This is a genomic window from Geodermatophilus sp. SYSU D00779 (assembly GCF_054050595.1).
In genome coordinates this window covers 71,328-88,443 of the sequence record NZ_JBJGZQ010000005.1, presented here as the reverse complement: position 1 = coordinate 88,443, position 17,116 = coordinate 71,328, and the positions used below count along the sequence as shown (strand labels likewise).

20 protein-coding genes are annotated in these 17,116 nt (G+C 75.6%); 8 read left to right on the top strand and 12 right to left on the bottom strand.

Annotation, left to right across the window (positions count from 1 at the left end):
• Positions 1 to 84: 84 nt before the first annotated feature.
• Positions 85 to 1,149 (top strand): methyltransferase, encoded by a 1,065-nt coding sequence (locus ACI79G_RS05250; protein ID WP_456880093.1) that lies wholly within the window; start codon positions 85 to 87, stop codon positions 1,147 to 1,149.
• 147 nt (positions 1,150 to 1,296) lie between these two features.
• Here the strand turns inward: ACI79G_RS05250 and ACI79G_RS05245 are convergent, their stop codons facing one another.
• Complete coding sequence (locus ACI79G_RS05245; protein ID WP_456880092.1) at positions 1,297 to 1,722, bottom strand: VOC family protein; 426 nt, start codon at positions 1,720 to 1,722, stop codon at positions 1,297 to 1,299.
• A 37-nt stretch (positions 1,723 to 1,759) separates the two neighbouring features.
• A complete protein-coding gene (locus tag ACI79G_RS05240; protein ID WP_456880091.1) occupies positions 1,760 to 2,359 on the bottom strand; it encodes an MSMEG_1061 family FMN-dependent PPOX-type flavoprotein in 600 nt (199 codons plus the stop codon).
• 33 nt (positions 2,360 to 2,392) lie between these two features.
• Here ACI79G_RS05240 and ACI79G_RS05235 point away from each other — a divergent pair, with 33 nt between their 5' ends.
• Complete coding sequence (locus tag ACI79G_RS05235) at positions 2,393 to 2,782, top strand: acyl-CoA thioesterase (RefSeq protein ID WP_456880090.1); 390 nt, start codon at positions 2,393 to 2,395, stop codon at positions 2,780 to 2,782.
• Between the two features lie 24 nt (positions 2,783 to 2,806).
• Here ACI79G_RS05235 and ACI79G_RS05230 read toward each other — a convergent pair whose 3' ends face one another.
• The 6 genes from ACI79G_RS05230 to ACI79G_RS05205 form a co-directional block, all read right to left on the bottom strand.
• Positions 2,807 to 3,574, bottom strand: coding sequence for a DUF2182 domain-containing protein (locus ACI79G_RS05230; protein ID WP_456880089.1), 768 nt, complete (start codon positions 3,572 to 3,574; stop codon positions 2,807 to 2,809).
• 64 nt (positions 3,575 to 3,638) lie between these two features.
• Entirely contained in the window at positions 3,639 to 4,241 is a 603-nt protein-coding gene (locus ACI79G_RS05225) for a DUF1326 domain-containing protein (RefSeq protein WP_456880088.1), read from the bottom strand.
• Between the two features lie 83 nt (positions 4,242 to 4,324).
• The gene (locus tag ACI79G_RS05220; RefSeq protein WP_456880087.1) at positions 4,325 to 5,875 is read right to left on the bottom strand and encodes a cobyric acid synthase; all 1,551 of its coding nucleotides are present in this window, start codon (positions 5,873 to 5,875) and stop codon (positions 4,325 to 4,327) included.
• Positions 5,872 to 6,531, bottom strand: a complete 660-nt coding sequence (locus tag ACI79G_RS05215) for a lysophospholipid acyltransferase family protein (RefSeq protein WP_456880086.1) — start codon at positions 6,529 to 6,531, stop codon at positions 5,872 to 5,874. Before ACI79G_RS05215 ends, ACI79G_RS05220 begins: the two co-directional genes overlap by 4 nt.
• Positions 6,532 to 6,636: 105 nt before the next feature.
• On the bottom strand, positions 6,637 to 7,374 hold the full coding sequence (locus tag ACI79G_RS05210) for an ANTAR domain-containing protein (RefSeq protein WP_456880085.1): 738 nt from the start codon (positions 7,372 to 7,374) through the stop codon (positions 6,637 to 6,639).
• 235 nt (positions 7,375 to 7,609) lie between these two features.
• Positions 7,610 to 8,566 carry a cobalamin biosynthesis protein gene (locus tag ACI79G_RS05205; RefSeq protein WP_456880084.1) on the bottom strand — a complete coding sequence of 319 codons (957 nt, stop codon included), beginning with the start codon at positions 8,564 to 8,566 and terminating at the stop codon, positions 7,610 to 7,612.
• A 35-nt stretch (positions 8,567 to 8,601) separates the two neighbouring features.
• Here ACI79G_RS05205 and def point away from each other — a divergent pair, with 35 nt between their 5' ends.
• The 3 genes from def (at position 8,602) to cobM (ending at position 11,277) form a co-directional block, all read left to right on the top strand.
• Positions 8,602 to 9,159 (top strand): peptide deformylase, encoded by a 558-nt coding sequence (gene def / locus ACI79G_RS05200; RefSeq protein ID WP_456880083.1) that lies wholly within the window; start codon positions 8,602 to 8,604, stop codon positions 9,157 to 9,159.
• Positions 9,156 to 10,361 (top strand): precorrin-6y C5,15-methyltransferase (decarboxylating) subunit CbiE, encoded by a 1,206-nt coding sequence (cbiE, locus tag ACI79G_RS05195; RefSeq protein ID WP_456880082.1) that lies wholly within the window; start codon positions 9,156 to 9,158, stop codon positions 10,359 to 10,361. Before def ends, cbiE begins: the two co-directional genes overlap by 4 nt.
• Before the next feature lie 172 nt (positions 10,362 to 10,533).
• Positions 10,534 to 11,277, top strand: coding sequence for a precorrin-4 C(11)-methyltransferase (cobM, locus tag ACI79G_RS05190; protein WP_456880081.1), 744 nt, complete (start codon positions 10,534 to 10,536; stop codon positions 11,275 to 11,277).
• On the opposite strand, the gene ACI79G_RS05185 is transcribed toward cobM, so the two are convergent.
• On the bottom strand, positions 11,274 to 12,365 hold the full coding sequence (locus ACI79G_RS05185; RefSeq protein ID WP_456880080.1) for a cobalt-precorrin-5B (C(1))-methyltransferase: 1,092 nt from the start codon (positions 12,363 to 12,365) through the stop codon (positions 11,274 to 11,276). The genes cobM and ACI79G_RS05185 overlap by 4 nt on opposite strands.
• Before the next feature lie 26 nt (positions 12,366 to 12,391).
• On the opposite strand from ACI79G_RS05185, the gene ACI79G_RS05180 reads away from it, so the two are divergent.
• Positions 12,392 to 13,156 (top strand): cobalt-precorrin-6A reductase, encoded by a 765-nt coding sequence (locus ACI79G_RS05180; RefSeq protein WP_456880079.1) that lies wholly within the window; start codon positions 12,392 to 12,394, stop codon positions 13,154 to 13,156.
• Here ACI79G_RS05180 and ACI79G_RS05175 read toward each other — a convergent pair.
• Positions 13,107 to 13,493, bottom strand: coding sequence for a hypothetical protein (locus ACI79G_RS05175; RefSeq protein ID WP_456880078.1), 387 nt, complete (start codon positions 13,491 to 13,493; stop codon positions 13,107 to 13,109). The two genes, ACI79G_RS05180 and ACI79G_RS05175, sit on opposite strands and share 50 nt — an antisense overlap.
• A 204-nt stretch (positions 13,494 to 13,697) precedes the next feature.
• Between ACI79G_RS05175 and ACI79G_RS05170 the strand changes: the two genes are divergently transcribed.
• Positions 13,698 to 13,970, top strand: coding sequence for a hypothetical protein (locus ACI79G_RS05170; protein ID WP_456880077.1), 273 nt, complete (start codon positions 13,698 to 13,700; stop codon positions 13,968 to 13,970).
• Positions 13,971 to 14,035: 65 nt separating this feature from the next.
• A complete protein-coding gene (locus ACI79G_RS05165) occupies positions 14,036 to 14,527 on the top strand; it encodes an FBP domain-containing protein (RefSeq protein WP_456880076.1) in 492 nt (163 codons plus the stop codon).
• Positions 14,528 to 14,539: 12 nt separating this feature from the next.
• Here the strand turns inward: ACI79G_RS05165 and ACI79G_RS05160 are convergent, their stop codons facing one another.
• Both ACI79G_RS05160 and mftD read right to left on the bottom strand, forming a co-directional pair.
• Positions 14,540 to 15,757 carry an MFS transporter gene (locus ACI79G_RS05160; protein WP_456880075.1) on the bottom strand — a complete coding sequence of 406 codons (1,218 nt, stop codon included), beginning with the start codon at positions 15,755 to 15,757 and terminating at the stop codon, positions 14,540 to 14,542.
• A gap of 58 nt (positions 15,758 to 15,815) precedes the next feature.
• On the bottom strand, positions 15,816 to 16,985 hold the full coding sequence (gene mftD, locus ACI79G_RS05155) for a pre-mycofactocin synthase MftD (protein ID WP_456880074.1): 1,170 nt from the start codon (positions 16,983 to 16,985) through the stop codon (positions 15,816 to 15,818).
• Positions 16,986 to 17,116: the final 131 nt, after the last annotated feature.

The following is a 17,116-nucleotide window of genomic DNA, read 5'->3' as shown; positions in this document are numbered from 1 at the left end:
CGATCGTCGACCTTCCTGGCCGCTTGGAAGCGGTGTTTGATCGCTACCGGGTCGACCATGGCTCTCGAGGATGGAGGGGTGCTCATGAGCGCCACCACGACCTCGACGGCGGCGGGTCCACAACCCACCCCGCCGGACGTCACCGAGGTCTCGCCCGAATCGATCCTGCAGGTCGGGGCCGGGTTCTGGGCGTCGAAGACGCTGCTGTCCGCGGTGGAGCTGGAAGTGTTCACCCACCTCGCAGGCCATCCGCAGGACCTGGAGACGCTGCGTGCGCGGCTCGGGCTGCACCCGCGGTCGGCCCGGGACTTCCTGGACGCCCTGGTGGCCCTCGGCTTCCTGCACCGCACCAACGGGGTCTACCGCAACACGGCCGCCACCGACGCGTTCCTCGACAAGCACAAGCCGTCCTACATCGGCGGCATCCTGGAGATGGCGAACGCACGCCTGTACCGCTTCTGGGGCGACCTGACCGAGGCGCTGCGCACCGGCGAGCCGCAGAACGAGACCAAGCACGGCGGCACACCCCTCTTCGAGGAACTGTATGCCGACCCCGAGCGCCTGGAGCAGTTCGCCGCTGCGATGACCGGGACCAGCCGCGGGGCCAACCTGGAGATCGCCAAGCGGTTCCCCTGGGCCGACGTGGCGACGTTCGCCGACATCGGTACCGCGCAGGGCGACACCGCCGTCCAGATCGCCCTGGCTCATCCGCACCTGACCGGATACGGCTTCGACCTGCCCCCGCTCGCGCCCGTCTTCGAGGACTACGTGCACCGGAACCAGGTGCACGAGCGGCTCACCTTCGTGCCCGGCGACTTCTTCACCGACGCCCTGCCGTCCGTGGACGTGCTGGTGATGGGGCACATCCTCCACGACTGGAACCTGGAGGAGAAACGGTCACTGCTCGCGAAGGCGTACGACGCCCTGCCGGACGGCGGCTCGCTCATCGTGTACGAGATGATGATCGACGACGACAGGTCATCGAACGCCCTCGGCCTGTTGATGAGCCTCAACATGCTCATCGAGTCGCCGGGCGGTTTCGACTTCACCCCCTCCGATTGCATGGGGTGGATGCGGGACGCAGGCTTCCGCCATGCACGCGCCGAGCACCTGACCGGCCCCTATTCGATGGTCGTCGCGGTCAAGTAGCGGTTCCTGGCGCAGCGGTGCAGCCACCTGCGTCCTGGGGCTGTCCCGCCCCGGTGGCGCGACCAGGCGATGCTCCCGGCCGTTGTCCGCCCCCAGGTGAGCTGCCGCTGGCTGAGCCGCTCAGGGCGGATGTCGCCGGTCGCCGCATCAGGCGACGCAGAACTCGTTGCCCTCGGGGTCGGCCAGGGTGGCCCACTCGAACGGGCCCTGCGAGGCCCGGTACAGCTCGGTCGCACCCAGCGCCAGCAGGCGGGCGACCTCGTCCTCCCGCCGATCCGCGCCCACGTGCACGTCCAGGTGCACGCGGTTCTTGACGGTCTTGGCCTCGGGGACCTGCTGGAAGAGCACCCGCGGCCGGCCGGGGTCGGGGGAGTTGAGCGCCGCGCCCGAGCGCCAGACCAGCGCGCCGCGGTGCGTGGTGGTGTCCGCCTCGGTCGCCGCGCCCGAGGCGACCATGCGGCGGATGAACGCCTCGTCCTGCGGTTCGACCCGCCACCCGAGGACCTCGGCCCACCAGTCGGCCAGCCCGTGCGGGTCGGCGCAGTCGATCACGATCTGGACGTCGGTGGCCATGGGCGGACGGTAGGCCCGGCCACCGACAGGTCCTCCCTCAGAGCTCCTGGGCCAGCTCGGCGCGCATCTCCGCCTGCCCGGGCAGCGGCGTGCTCAGCCCGCAGTGGTCGCGCAGCACCTCGCCCAGAGACGGGAAGGTCGAGCGCTCGACCTGCCGGTCGGCGTCCCACAGCCCCGAGCGCATGACCGCCTTGCCGCACTGGAAGTACGCCCGCTCGACGGTCAGCACGAGCACCGACCGCGGCGGGCGGCCGAACTCCGTCAGGTCCACGCCGAGGTCGTCCGGGCCGACGAGGGTCGTCGTCCCGAAGACCTTGAGGGTCTCCTCGAAGCCGGGCACGAAGAACAGCAGGGCGGCGCGCGGGTTGCCCACGGTGTTGCGGAGGCTGTCCACCCGGTTGTTGCCCTGCCGGTCCGGGAGGGCGAGGGTCCGCTCGTCGAGGACCCTCGCGAACCCCGGGTCACCGCCGCGCGGGGAGACGTCCGGCCAGCCGTCGGGAGCGGCCGTGGCCAGCGTGGCGAACGGCGAGAGGGCGATGAACGCCCGGCAGTGCCGGTCCAGGTGGTCGACGACCTTGTCCTGAACCAGCTTCGAGGGCGGGCGGTACCCCGCCAGGACGTCGGGAGCGGTGTCCACGGGTGCACGGTAGCCCGGCTAGCGTGCCCCTCCGTGCCCGCACAGTGGAGTTCCCCGGTCCGGTACGTCGAGTGCGACCAGCAGGGTGTCGTCTTCAACGCCCACTACCTGACCTGGGCCGACGAGGCCTCCAACCACTGGTGGACGGCGCGCGGCCTGCCCTGGGAGGACCTGGTCGCCCGCGGCATCGACCCGCTGGTCAAGGCCAGCTCCCTGGAGTGGACGTCGTCGGCCCGGTGGGGCGACACCGTGACGGTGGACGCAGAGACGGAGGCGGTCGGTCGCACCAGCGTGACGGTCCGGTTCACCGTCCGCGTCGGGGAGCGGGTCTGCTGCGTCGTCCGCAACACCTACGTCGCCATCGCCGGCGGGCGCTCGACGCCCTGGCCGGACGACGTGCGGGCCCGGCTCGCCGAGGGCTGAGCACGGCCGAGGAGGGGGGACCGGTCAGGAGCCCATGGGCTCCATCTCCTCCATCGGGCCGCTGTCCGGGACGGTGAGGCCCGGGACGGCGCCGGGCGCGGCGAGCAGGAGCACGCCGAGGGTGAGCAGCAGTGCCGCCGTCCCGTAGGTGGCCACCCGGCGCCACGGGACGGTCTTCTCGACGGCGATCAGACCGGCGACGAAGGCCATCCAGGCGACGCTCATCACGCCCAGCGCGAACAGCGACGCCATCAGCGCCCAGCAGCAGCCGACGCACCAGGCACCGTGCCCCGCGCCCATCCGCACCGCGCCCGACGGGCCGTCGCGCCAGGAACCGAGCAGGAAGCCCAGCGGGCTGCGGCACCTGCCGAGGCAGACGTCCTTGAGCGGGGTCAGCTCGTAGACGGCCGCGACCAGGAGCGTCACGCCCGCGACCCACCGGCCTGCCCGGTCCCACGCGAGCACGTCCCCGGAGACCCGGGCCACGGCGGACCCGATCAGGTACGCGACCACGCCCGCGCCGGTCCACACGAGCAGGTAGCCCGCCACGAACAGCAGGGGCAGGAGCGGAGCGCGCTTCCTGGTCATGCGGGAGTACAGGGCGACCGTCGGTGCGACCGACGGGAACATCATCGCGGCCATCATCACGACCCAGACGCCGAGGAACCAGCCCAGTGCGCCGAGGCCGGTCCACGGTCCGTCGTCCATGCCGCGCATCCGGTCGGCGCTCCACCACCAGCCGACGGCGGCGAGGGCGAACAGGACGAGGACCAGTCCCAGCCGGACCCGCACCGCGGCGAAGGCGGGCCCGAGGTCCCCGGCACGAGCGTGTCCCCGCGCCGGGGCCCGCGACGCGTCAGGCGGCCCAGGAGAACTCGGCGGTCGAGACACCGGTCTTGCCCTCGTACTCGATGCCGAAGGCGTTGATCCGCGAGCGCCGTGCCTCGGCCATCGTCAGGTCGGGCGCGACGGGGTGGAACGCGCCGTCGAACCGGACGGGCCGACCGGTCTCCGACCCGAAGGGCACGATGTCCTCGACCTCGAAGTCGATCACGTCCCCGACGCGGACGCTGTGCCGCAGCCCGTCCTCGCTGATCTCGATCGCGGCCCGTTCGGCCCCGAGCACCTCCCCCACGAGCGGGGCCAGGGCAGCCATCGGACCGCCCAGTTGCCCGCCGAACACCTGGACCAGCTTGTCGAACTGCTCGTCGGTCGCCTGGTCGTCGACGAACACCCCCAGCCGCCAGTTCCCGTCGGTCATGACCTTCGGCGTGTCGATGATCGCCACCACCCTGCGGCCCCGGATGTCGACGCCGTCAACCTCCCCCTCACGGATGGCGAACACCAGGGTCGCTCGACAGAAGTCGTAGGTCGCACCGTGGTCGAAGGAGAGGTTGCACGGGCACATCAGCTCGCACGAGCAGGTCTCGAAGTAGCTGCCCCTGAGGTTCCACGACATCGCCGGGCTCCCTCCACGAGGAGGGGAGTCTCCATCCGGTGGGAGAGGCGGGTCAACCGCCTCCGGCACCCTGTCGGCCGGCCTCACCTCGGGCCGAGCGCGTCCCCGGGCGGGAGCACCGGCAGGCCGTCGGGGACGCCGTCCTCGAGCAGCCGCCAGAGCGCGTCGGTGTCGGCGTGCTCGGCGACCAGGTCGCCCAGGGCGTCCAGCCGCCGCTCGCGGACGGCCGCGAACTCGGTGTCCGGCGCGGCCACGAACCGCCGTCCGGCCACCCGCGCGACCTCGGCGAGGAACGCGCGCCGGAAGCCGTCGCCCTCCAGGGCCCCGTGCCAGGTGGTGCCGAAGACCGACCCGGCCCGGGCGCCGTCGAGGAAGGGCTCGGCAGGCAGGTCGGAGGAGACCCAGTCCACGGTGACCACCCCGTGGTGGATCTCGTAGCCGCGCACCGGCTGTCCCAGCGCCGTCCCCACCGGCCGGCCGAGGGTCTTCTCCGGCGCGAAGCGGACGTCGGCCGGCAGGAGCCCGAGCCCGGGCACCGTGCCGGCCCGGGACTCGACGTCGTCGGTGATCGTCCGGGCCAGCATCTGGTGGCCGCCGCAGACGCCGAGCACCGGCCGGCCGGAGGCGGCGTGCCGGACGACGGCGTCGGCCAGGCCGGTGGCGCGCAGCCAGCCCAGGTCGGCGACGGTGGCGCGGGTGCCGGGCAGCACGACCAGGTCGGCGTCGGCCAGCTCCTCGGGGGTGGTCGCGTAGCGGACCAGCACCCCCGGCTCGGCGGCCAGCGCGTCGAGGTCGGTGAAGTTGGACAGCCGCGGCAGCCGGGCGACGGCGACCCGCAGCACCTCCTCGCCGTGCGGCGGGCCGGCGGAGGAGACGCCGGTCGGGACGCCGAGGGAGTCCTCCACGTCGACCGCTGCGCCGGCCAGCCAGGGCAGCACGCCGAGGGTCGGGCGGCCGGTGAGCGCGGTGAGCCGGTCCAGCCCGGGCGCGAGCAGGCGGACGTCGCCGCGGAACTTGTTCACCAGGAAGCCGGCGACCAGCCGCTGGTCGGCCGGCGGCATGAGCGCGACCGTGCCGTAGAGCGCCGGGAAGACGCCGCCCCGGTCGATGTCGCCGACGACGACCACGGGCAGCCCGGCGGCGGTGGCCAGGCCCATGTTGGCGATGTCGTCGGCGCGCAGGTTGATCTCGGTGGGGGAGCCGGCGCCCTCGCAGACGACGACGTCGAACCGGGCGCGCAGGTCCTCGAGGCTGGCCAGCACCTGCTCCAGCAGTGCGGCCTTCATCGGCCGGTAGGACAGCGCGGTCACGTCGGCCACGGCCCGGCCGAGGACGACGACCTGGCTGGAGTCCTCGCCCCCGGGCTTGAGCAGCACCGGGTTCATCGCCGCCTCGGGCTCGACGCGGGCCGCGGCGGCCTGCATCACCTGAGCCCGGCCGATCTCCGCGCCGTCGGGGGTGACCATCGAGTTGTTGCTCATGTTCTGCGCCTTGAACGGGGCGACCGACACCCCCTGGCGCACCAGCCAGCGGCAGATGCCGGCGGTCACCACCGACTTGCCGGCGTCGGACGTCGTCCCGGCGACGAGCAGGGCGCCGCCGGAGGCCGGGCGCCGGGGAACGGTGCCGCTCATGCCTGCGGCTGCCCCCAGTCGGCCTTCTCCTGGCCGGACAGCTCGGCGATGGCCTCCATGATCCGGTCGGTCACCACGCGGCGGGCCCGGCCGTTGCGGGCCATCCCGCGCTGCTCGGGGAACGTCAGCGGCTCGCCGAAGGTGACCGACACCTTGTGCGGCCGCGGCCAGCGGGAGTCGACCGGCTGCACCCGGTCCGTGCCGCGCACGGCCACGGGGACGACGGGGCAGTCGGCGGTCAGCGCCAGCCAGGCGACGCCGGTCTTGCCGCGGGCCAGCCGGCCGTCGCGCGAGCGGGTGCCCTCCGGGTAGATGCCGAAGCCCTCACCGCGGCGCAGCACGCCCAGCGCGGTGTCCAGCGCCTCCTGCGCGGCCCGCGACTCCTGCCGCTGCACCGGCATGGCGCCGAGCGCGGTGAACAGCGTGCGGGTCAGCCACCCGCCGACGCCCGTGCCGGTGAAGTACTCCGCCTTGGCCAGGTAGTGCACGCGGCGCGGCGCCGACAGGGGGATCACCATGCTGTCGATGAAGGACAGGTGGTTGCTGGCCAGGATCACCGGGCCGGTGGCCGGCACGTTCTCCCGCCCCGTCACGTGCATGCGCAGCACGACGTGGAACAACGGGCGCAGCAGGAACCGGACGACCAGGTAGAGCACGCCGCGTATCCCTCTCGGCTCGGGGACCGCCGGCGAGCACCGGCGTCAGCGGCATCATCCCGTGCGCCCCCGGGACGGTGGCCTCCCGGGGGCGCACGGGGCGCCCTAGTGGTGCGGCCGGGGCGGGCAGACGTCCCGGATGAGGACCTGGATGTCCTCGGGCAGCCCGGCGTGTCCGGCGGCGGACTCGACGATGGCCACCGCGACGTCGCGCACCTTGCGGTGGGAGTTGCTCGAGATGTGGGCGAGCAGGTCGAAGGCCACCTGCTCGCCGCAGCTGGTGAGCAGCATGAGGATGCCCTTGGCCTGCTCGATCGCCGCCCGGCTGCTCATCGCGGTGCGCAGCTGGGCGACCTCGGTCTCCAGGGCCTGCACCCGGTCGTCCGCGGTCCCGGCCGCTCCCGACCGGGACGCCGGCGGGCGCGGCTCCGGGGGGACCTCGACGAGCACCCCCTCGAGCGCGTCCACCGCCCCGGCCGGGTCGACGACCGGTTCGCCGACGAGGAGGGCGGGGCGCTCCACCCCGCCCCGGCTGCCCAGCCGCACCCGCAGGGCGAAGGGCGTGCCGGTGGTGCAGGCGGCGGCGATGGCGTCGAGGGCCCGGGGCCGGTCGCCGGGGTGCAGCGAGTGGACCAGCAGCTCGGTGCACGGGTGCGCGGCGTTGCGGGCCAGGTTGAGCAGCGCGGCCATCTCCGGGGACCAGGTCCACGTGCCGGCGCGCCGGTCGTAGCGGTACCGGCCGGCCAGCCGCCGTGCGGCGGAGACGGTGCGTGCCGGCTGCGCTGCCGGACGGGCGGGGGACGCGGTGCTGAGGGCCAGGATGGGGGAAGGGGTCGCTGTCATCTCGACTCCACGGGAGTGCCACCGGGTCCAGGCCCGGCCGGGGCGCCGCCGGCCGTGGGTTCGACCTCCGCGGTACGCCGGTGACATGTGGTCGCCGGCCGCTCCGTGTCACCGGACCGTACGACCTCGGAGAGCGACACGCCCGTCCGTCTTCGCCGGTCCCCTGCGCGGCCCCGCGTGTCCCCGTGCGCCGTGCCGTGGAGGTCGCAGAGCGCAGTCGTCTCCTGTCGCTCCGTCAGCGGCGGGGCAGCGCCCGGCCCGCGGCGGCGAGCGCGGCGGCCGTCGTCCACACCGCGCGGGAGAGCCGCACGGCGCGCGGGACGTCGGCGGCCGTGGGCGTCCGGCCGTCGCCGAGCGCCGGACGGTCCTCCACCCGGCTGCCGTAGACGTTGCGGCCGCCCAGCCGCAGGCCCAGGGCACCGGCCAGCGCCGCCTCGCACCGGCCGGCGTTGGGAGAGGGGTGGGCCGCGCCGTCGCGCCGCCACACCGTCCACGCGCCGCGCGACGAGCCGCCGGCCAGCGGCGCGGTCGCCACGGTGAGCGCGGCGGTCAGCCGGGCGGGGGGCCAGTTGGCGACGTCGTCGGTGCGCGCGGCCGCCCAGCCGAAGCGGGCGTACCGCGGCGAGCGGTGCCCCACCATCGCGTCGAGGGTGTTGACCGCGCGGTACCCCAGCAGGCCGGGCAGCCCGGCGAGCGCGCCCCACACCAGCGGGGCGACGGCGGCGTCGGAGGTGTTCTCGGCGACCGACTCCACCGAGGCGCGAGCGAGCTCCGGGACGTCGAGCGCGGCGGGGTCCCGGCCGGCCAGGGTGGGCAGCAGGGCACGGGCGGCGGGCAGGTCCCCGGCGTCGAGCGTGCGCGCCATCGCGGTCCCGGCCCGGCCCAGGGAGGTGCCGCCCAGCACCGCCCAGGTGGCGGCCGCGGTGACCAGCGTGCGGACGGCGGGCCGGCCGCGGGTGGCCCGGTCGAGGAGGACGCCCAGACCGGTCGCCGCGCCGGTCAGCAGCCCGGCGTACGCCGCCCCGGCGGCGCGGGAGTCCCGCCAGAGCGGGCGCTCCAGGGCCGCGGCGGCCCGGCCGAACCCGGCCACCGGGTGCCACCGGCGCGGATCGGCCAGCAGCAGGTCGGCGGCGGCACCGAGGGCCAGCCCCGCGGCGGTGGGCAGGTCGCGCGGGAGCAGCACGCGGCACATCGTGCCAAGCGGCGCCGTCCCTAGGATCGACGGTCATGCGCCTGCCCGGCCGTTACAGCGGCGTCGCCCGGCCGATCGTCACCTACGGCAGCAACCCGGTCCTGCACCGACCGTGCGCGCCGGTGACCGAGTTCGGCAAGGACCTCCGCCGGCTGGTCCTCGACATGTTCGCCTCGATGGAGGCCGCCGACGGCGTGGGCCTGGCGGCCAACCAGATCGGCGTCGACGCGCGCGTCTTCGTCATCGACTGCCCGGACGCCGACGGCGAGGACGTCGTCGGCTACGTGGTGAACCCGGAGCTGACCGTCCTGGAGCCGCACGAGGGGGAGCAGGCCGAGGAGGTCACCGAGGAGGGCTGCCTGTCGGTGCCCGGCCCCTACGCCGAGCTGCAGCGCGCCTTCCGTGCCCGGGTGGACGGCGTCGACGCCGACGGCGCGCCGGTGTCGATCGAGGCGACCGGGATGGCCGCCCGCTGCCTGCAGCACGAGGTCGACCACCTGGACGGGGTGGTCTACGTCGACCGGTTGCCGGAGGACCTGCGGGAGCGGCTGCTGGCGGAGGCATCGGGGCCGACGGGGGGACTGCCGGCGTGACGGAGGTGGTCGTCGTCGGCATCGGTGCCGACGGCTGGGACGGCCTCTCGCCGCGGGCCCGCCGGGCGGTCGAGGACGCCGACGTGCTGCGCGGCAGCGCCCGCCAGCTGGCCCTCGTGCCGGACGACGTCCCCGCCGAGCGGGTGCCCTGGCCCTCCCCGATGGCCCCGGCCCTGGCCGGGCTGCTCGACGAGCGCCCGGGCCGGCGGGTCGTGGTGCTGGCCAGCGGCGACCCGATGCTCTCCGGCGTCGGCGCCTCGTTGGTCCGGTTGCACGGCGCGGGCGCGGTCGACGTGCTGCCGCACCCCTCGTCGGTCACGCTGGCCTGCGCCCGGCTGGGCTGGGCGGTCGAGGAGACGCAGGTCGTGACCGTGGTCGGCCGGCCGGTCGAGCTGCTCGTGCCGCACGCCACCCCCGGCCGGCGGCTGCTGGTCCTCGGCTCGGACGGCGGCACCCCAGCGGAGGTCGCCCGGCTGCTGACCGGGCACGGCTACGGCGCCAGCCGGGTGGTCGCGCTGGCGCAGCTGGGCGGGCCGGCCGAGCGGCGGTACGCCGGCACCGCTGCGCAGTGGCCGTACCCGGAGACCGACCCGCTCGTCGTCACCGCCGTCGAGGTGGTCGCCGACCCCGGCACCGTGCCGCTGGCGCCCGTGCCGGGCCTCCCCGACGACGCGTACGCGCACGACGGCCAGCTGACCAAGCGCGACGTCCGCGCGGTCACCCTCGCCCGGCTCGCGCCGCTGCCCGGCCGGCTGCTGTGGGACGTCGGCGCCGGTGCCGGCTCCATCGGCATCGAGTGGATGCGCGTGCACCCCTCCTGCCGGGCGGTCGCGGTGGAGTCCGACGTCGCTCGCGCCCGGCGGGTCGCGGAGAACGCCGCGCGGCTCGGCGTCCCCGGGCTGCAGGTGGTCGAGGGCCGCGCGCCGGCCGCGCTCGACGGGCTGCCCGAGCCGGACGCGGTCTTCGTCGGCGGCGGGCTCACCAGCGAGGGGCTGCTGGAGACCTGCTGGGCCGCGCTGCGCCCGGGCGGCCGGCTGGTGGCCAACGCGGTGACCGTCGAGGGCGAGGCGGTGCTCGCCGCGTGGCGGTCGCGGGTCGGCGGCGAGCTGACCCGGCTCTCGGTCGCGTACGCGGCACCGGTCGGCGGCTACACCGGCTGGAGGCCCGCCATGCCCGTGACGATCTGGAGCGTGGTGAGGTGACGGTGTTCGTGGCCGCGAGGAGCGGGGCCCAGGCCCCCTGCAGGGACCCGCTGCGAGCTCGCGAGCGCTGGGGGGCAGGGGGTCCTTCTACCGACGAGGGGCCGGACGCGCTCAGCGCAACGGGGGGACGGCACCTGGCCGCGGTGTCGTCCGGGAGGACGACGGTGTCATCGTGACCGTGTACTTCATCGGCGCCGGGCCCGGGGCGGCGGACCTGGTCACGCTGCGGGCGGCGCGGCTGATCGCGTCGGCGCCGGTCTGCCTGTACGCCGGTGCGCTGGTGCCGCGCGAGCTGCTGGACACCGCCCCGGCCGGCGCCCGGCTGGTCGACACCGCCGACCTCGACCTCGACCAGATCACCGCCGAGCTGGTGGCCGCCCACGGGGCCGGCCTCGACGTGGCCCGGCTGCACTCCGGCGACCCGTCGATCTACAGCGCCGTGGCCGAGCAGATGCGCCGGCTCGACGCCGCCGGGGTGCCCTACGAGGTCGTGCCCGGCGTCCCGGCGTTCGCCGCGGCGGCCGCGTCGCTCAAGCGGGAGCTGACCGTGCCGGGGGTGGGGCAGACCGTCGTCCTCACCCGGACCAGCGCCCGCTCCACCCCGATGCCGCCCGGCGAGGAGCTCGCCGCCTACGCGGCCACCGGTGCGACGCTGGTGCTGCACCTCGCCGTCCAGCGGATCGCCGAGCTCGCCCCCGAGCTGGCCGAGCACTACGGGGACGACGGCCCGGTCGCCGTGGTCGCCCGCGCCAGCCGGGACGACGAGCTGGTGCTGCGCGGCACGCTGGCCGACATCGCCGGGCAGGTCGAGGCGGCGGGCGTGCGGCGGACGGCGGTGGTGGTCGTGGGCCCGGTGCTCGCGGCGGCGGAGTTCCCCGACAGCCACCTGTACTCGACCACGCGATGCCGGGGTTAGGCCCGCCCGACCACGGTGCCGGCCCGGTCGATCACCACCACGTCGACCTCGACCGGCGCCCCGCGGAGCACGCCGAGCGCCGTCCTGCGGGCGCCGGCGGCCACCAGGTCGCCCAGCGGCAGCCCGGCCGCCCGGCACCGCTGCAGCGCGTCGAGCGCGGTGTTCGCGCCGCGCACCCCCTCGACCAGGTCGGGCGCCCCGCCTGCGCCGCGCACCATCGCGGCCAGCGACTCCGTCGAGACCTGCGAGCGGCCCGAGTGCAGGTCGAGGTGGCCGTCGGCGAGCTTGGCCAGCTTGCCGATCCCGCCGGCGACCGTCAGCCGGGGCACCGGGTGGCGGCGCAGGTACTTCAGCACCGCGCCGGCGAAGTCGCCCATGTCGAGCAGCGCGTCCTCCGGCAGCCCGTACAGCTCGGTGACCACCCGCTCGCTGGTCGAGCCGGTGCACCCGGCGACGTGCTGGTGACCCGCAGCCCGCGCGACGTCGATGCCGCGGCGGATCGAGTCGATCCACGACGAGCACGAGTAGGGGACGACGACACCCGTCGTCCCCAGGATCGACAGCCCGCCGAGGATGCCCAGCCGCGGGTTCCAGGTCCTGCGGGCCAGCTCCGCCCCGTTCTCCACCGACACCTCGACGACGACGTCGCCGGTGCCGCCGTGCCGCGCGGCGACCGCGGCCACGTGCGCGCGGATGAACTGCCGGGGCATCGGGTTGATCGCCGGCTCGCCCACCGGGAGCGGCAGCCCGGGTTTGGTCACCGTCCCGACGCCCTCGCCGGCCCGGAAGACGACCCCGCTACCCGGCTCGCCGTGGCTGACCCGCGCCGAGACCAGCGCACCGTGGGTGACGTCGGGGTCGTCGCCGGCGTCCTTGACCACGCCCGCGGTCGCGGCGTCGTCCTCGAGCCGTTCGGTGGCCAGCGCGAACGACGGGTGCTTGTCGTGGGGCAGGTCGATCTGCACCGGGTCGGGGAACCCACCGGTCAGCAGCGCGGTGTAGGCGGCGGTGGTGGCCGCGGTCGCGCAGGCGCCCGTCGTCCAGCCGTAGCGCAGCCCCGTGCTGCCCTCGCGCCCCGCCTCGGTCACCTGACCAGCATGCACGGGGCGGCTGCGTGACCGGCCGGGTGCTGGTCCTGGGCGGGACGTCGGAGGCCCGGCGGCTCGCGGAGCGGCTCGTGGCCGAGGGCGTCGACGTGCTCAGCTCGCTGGCCGGCCGCGTCGCCGACCCGGTGCTGCCGCCCGGCGAGGTGCGGGTCGGCGGCTTCGGCGGGACGGCGGGCCTGGCGGCGGCGCTCGACGGCGTGGCCGCTCTGGTCGACGCCACCCACCCGTTCGCCGCCACCATGACCGCGCACGCGGCGGCCGCGGCCGCGGCGACCGGCACCCCGCTGCTGCGGCTGCAGCGCCCCGGCTGGACGGCGCAGCCCGGTGACGACTGGGCTTTCGTGGACTCCCTGGCCGACGCGGCGACGGCGGTGGCCGGCGCCCGCGTGGTGCTGCTGACCACCGGCCGTCAGGGCCTCGCCGCCTTCGCCGGGCTGAGCGGGCACTGCGTCGTCCGCTCGGTGGACCCGCCGGAGCCGCCGCTGCCGGCCCGGACCACGGTGGTCCTCGCCCGCGGCCCGTTCACCGTCGAGGACGAGCGGGCGCTGATGACCGCGCACGGCGTCGACGTCCTCGTCACCAAGGACAGCGGCGGGCCGATGACCGCGGCCAAGCTCACCGCGGCCCGGGAGCTCGGCGTCCCCGTGGTGCTGGTCCGCCGGCCGCCGCTGCCCGAGGGCGTGCCGGTGGCCGCGACCGTCGAGGAGGCCGCGGCCTGGGTGCTCAGGGTGCGCGGAACGACCAGGCCGCCAGCCACACCACGCCTCCGGTGACCACCAGGGCCAGCGGCACGTGCGTCGTGATCGAGCCCGAGCTGCCCAGCGCCGCCTGGACGAAGGTCAGCACGAAGACCGCCGCGGCCAGCGCGGCCGGCCACCACACCCGCGTGCGCCGCCCGTGCAGCACCGTGGCGACCAGCAGCAGCCCGGTGGTCACGTGCAGGGCGATGGCCCCGGTGCCGTGACCGCCGACGGCGTCCTCGCCGACGAGCATCCGGCCGGCCGAGAGGAACTGCCAGAACAGCACCAGCACCGACAGCACCGCGGCTGCCTGCACCGGCCGGAGCGTCGAGACGGGGGCTGCCACGGTGGTGTCGCGGGTCCGGGTCATGCGGGCCTCCGGGGTCGGACGACGGCAGGGGTGCTTGAAGATCGAAGCAGCTGACCGCGATCCGCACCAGGGGCTCGCCTGCCGCCTGGCCCTGGTCGACCTCGACGGCACGCTCGTGAACTCAACGCCCGGCACCCGGTCCTCGGTGCGGGCCGCGGCCGCCGCGCTGGGGCTGCCCGAGCCGACGGCGGAGCAGCGCGCGGGATGGTCGGCCCACCGCTGCAGGACGGGTCCGCCCTCGTCCTCGGCGTCCCGGCCGACGACGTCCGGCGGGCCGTCGCCGCCTACCGCGCGCACCACACCGCGGGCGCGCTGCTCGACGCGACCGCGTACCCCGGCGTCCCCGAGCTGCTCGCCGACCTGACCGACGCCGGCGCCACCCTCGCCGTCGCGACCAGCGAGCCGGCGGCCGCGGGCGCCGCGGTGGTGGTGGCGACACCCGCGGAGGTCCGGGCGGCTCTCCGGGAAATCGGCTGACGTTCCGTACGGTGCCGTGCAGGATCTCCGCCGGCGGTCCGACGACGACGAGGAGGAACAGCACGGTGCGCGCGCTGACGGAGAAGCAGGTGCGGCGGTCCTTCGTGAACTGCTCGCGCGGCGAGGCCGAGGCCATGACGCTGCCGCGCACCTTCGCGGAGACGCCGTGGGAGGAGCTCGTCGTCCTCGGCTGGCGCGACCCGAAGGCACCGCTGCGCGGCTACCTGGTGGTCGAGCGGGACGGCGGGCCGGTCGGCGTCGCCGTCCGCGCGGCCGACACCCGGATGTCCTCGGCGACGCCGGCGATGTGCCTGCTGTGCCAGACGGCGCAGTCGGGCAGCGACGTCTCGCTGTTCACCGCGCGCCGGGCGGGCGAGGCCGGCCGCAACGGCAACACGGTGGGCACCTACGTCTGCGCGGACCTGGCGTGTGCCGTCCGCGCGCGTGAGGAGATCCCGCCGTGGTTGCGGGAGCGCGACCCCGAGGAGGTCGCCGCCGAGCGCACCGCGGAGCTCGAGCAGCGGGTGCACGGGTTCCTGGACGCCGTCCTGCGCTGACCTGGCACCGCTTCAGGTTCCGGCGACGACCGGTTCGGGACGGCGCTCGGCCGCGCGCCGGTGCCGCAGCAGCCCGGCCACCGCGGCCAGGGCCAGGCCGATCACGGCCACCCCGTACACCGCGGTGGTCGGCCCCAGCCCCACCGCGCCCGAGGCCAGCCCCGCGGCGACGGCCGGGATGCTGAAGGCCAGGTAGCCGACGACGAAGACGCTGGAGAGCAGCCCGCCGCGCTCGCCGGGCACGACGCCGGCGGTCACCGTGGCCACCGCGCCGAGGAAGGCCGCACCGAAGCCGAACCCGGACACCGCTGCGGCGGCGAAGAACAGCGCGCCGCTGCCGGCGGCCAGCGAGACGATCGTGCCGCCGACGCCCGCGGCGAACACCAGGCAGCCGGCGGTCATCGCGGTGTGCGGGGCCGCGTTCCGCATGGTGATGCCGCCGACGGCGCCCATGCCCTGCATGGCCACGATGACCAGGCTGCCGACGAGGTGGTCCTCGAGGCCGAACACGCCGGCGACCACGGACGGTCCCAGCGAGAGGTAGAGGCCGCCCAGCGCCCACATCGCCACCAGGCACGGCGCCGCGACCAGGAACGCCGCCCGCTGGGCGGCGGGCACGTGCACCCGCGGCCACAGCGAGGCCAGTGCGCCCGGGATCCGCGGCGAGGACTCCGGCAGCACGAGGGCCACCCCTGCGGCGACGGCGAACAGCACGGTCAGCGTGCCGAAGACCCAGTCGGTGGGGGCGGGGACGAGGTCGACCGCCAGCCCGGCGCTGACGGCGCCGAGGGCGAGGGCGAACCCGGGGGAGGCGCTGTTGACCAGGGCGCCGAGGGGACGGTCGCTGCGCTGGTGGTCCAGCAGGGTCGCGCCCAGGGCGCCGGTCAGGCTGCCGACCGACAGGCCCTGCACCACCCGCGCGGCCAGCAGCCAGCCCACCGAGTCGGCGGCCCAGAACAGCGCCATGGCGACGACCTGCAGCAGCATCCCGGCCACGATGACCGGCCGCCGTCCCACGTGGTCCGACAGCGCGCCGACCACCAGCAGCGTGGCGAGCAGCGCGAGGGCGTAGATGCCGAAGACCGTCGTCAGCACACCGGCGGAGAAACCGAAGCGCTCCTGGTAGACGCGGTAGAGCGGCGACGGGACGCCGGACGCGGCGAGGACCAGGACGAGCAGCGCGGCCGCCGTCCAGAACGAGACGGCGCGGGACGCGCGGCGGGCGGGCACGCAACAGCGCAAGGCCGCCCGCCGCGTCCGCATTCCCGACGGTGGGCGCGCGGGCCGCTCAGTCGCGGGTGAAGCCCGGCGGCAGGACGACGTCCTCGCGGGTCAGGTCGTGCACCGAGGCCCTGCCCAGCCCCAGCAGCGCCTCGTCGATGCCCTGCCGGATGATCGCGAGGACGTTCTGGACGCCGCGCTCGCCGTTCGCGGCCATGCCCCACAGGTAGGCGCGGCCGATCATCACCGCCCTGGCGCCCAGGGCCATCGCCTTGACGACGTCGGCGCCGCGGCGCACCCCGCCGTCCATGAGCACCTCGACCTGGTCGCCGACCGCGTCGACCACCCCGGGCAGCGAGCGGATCGCCCCCGGCGTGCTGTCGAGGTTGTTGCCGCCGTGGGTGGAGACGGAGATGGCGCTGACGCCGGCGTCGACCGCGCGGCGGGCGTCGTCGGGGCGGGTGATCCCCTTGAGCATGAACGGCCCGCCCCACTGCTCGCGCAGCCAGGCGACGTCCTCCCAGGTGGGCAGCGGGGTGCCCATCCACTGGCCGTAGGCGCCGAAGAAGTTCGGCGGCTCCTCACCGCCGAGCGCCAGGTTCGGGACCGTGAGCTCGGGGATGGAGCCCGACCGCAGGTAGGTCGCCAGCCAGCGCGGCTTGCGCACCACCTCGGGGGCGAACTTCAGCGCGTTCCTGACGTCGATCTTCTCGGGGATGGGCGGGCTGCCCCAGTCGCGGCGGGAGGCGAACGACCAGTCCAGCGTCATCATCAGGCCCTTGGCGCCCGCGGCCCGCGCCCGCTCCGCGCGGGCGAGGATCGTCTCGCGCGAGCCGACCCAGTACATCTGGAAGAACAGCTTCTGCTGGGCCGCGCCGACCTCCTCGACCGACTTGCTGGCGAAGGAGGACAGGCCCATCGCGACGTCCTGGGCCGCGGCCGCGCGGGCCACCGCCACCTCGCCGTCGGGGTGCACCGCCTGCACGCCGGTGGGGGAGACCAGCACCGGCATGCTGACCTCCTGGCCCATCACCGTGGTCGCCGTGTCCCGCTTGGCGGGCAGGTCGGCGACGTGCGGGCGCCAGGTGATCTCGTCGAAGGCGGCGACGTTGTCGTTCGCCGTCAGCCCCTTCTCGGTCCCGGCCACCAGCGCCAGGTAGACCGACCGCGGCAGCCGCTTCCTCGCGCGGTGCTGGGCCTCCTCGACGGTCTCGAACCAGTCCTTGGTGCTCGCCATGGGAGCCCCTCCCGCGGTCGGCCGGTCATCAGCGCCGTCCCGCCCACGGTGACGTGCGCCACGTCGCGGGCCATCGTGCCAGGCGTGGCACTGAGTGTCACGACTCCGGGGAGGGGGAGTGCGGCCCCGCC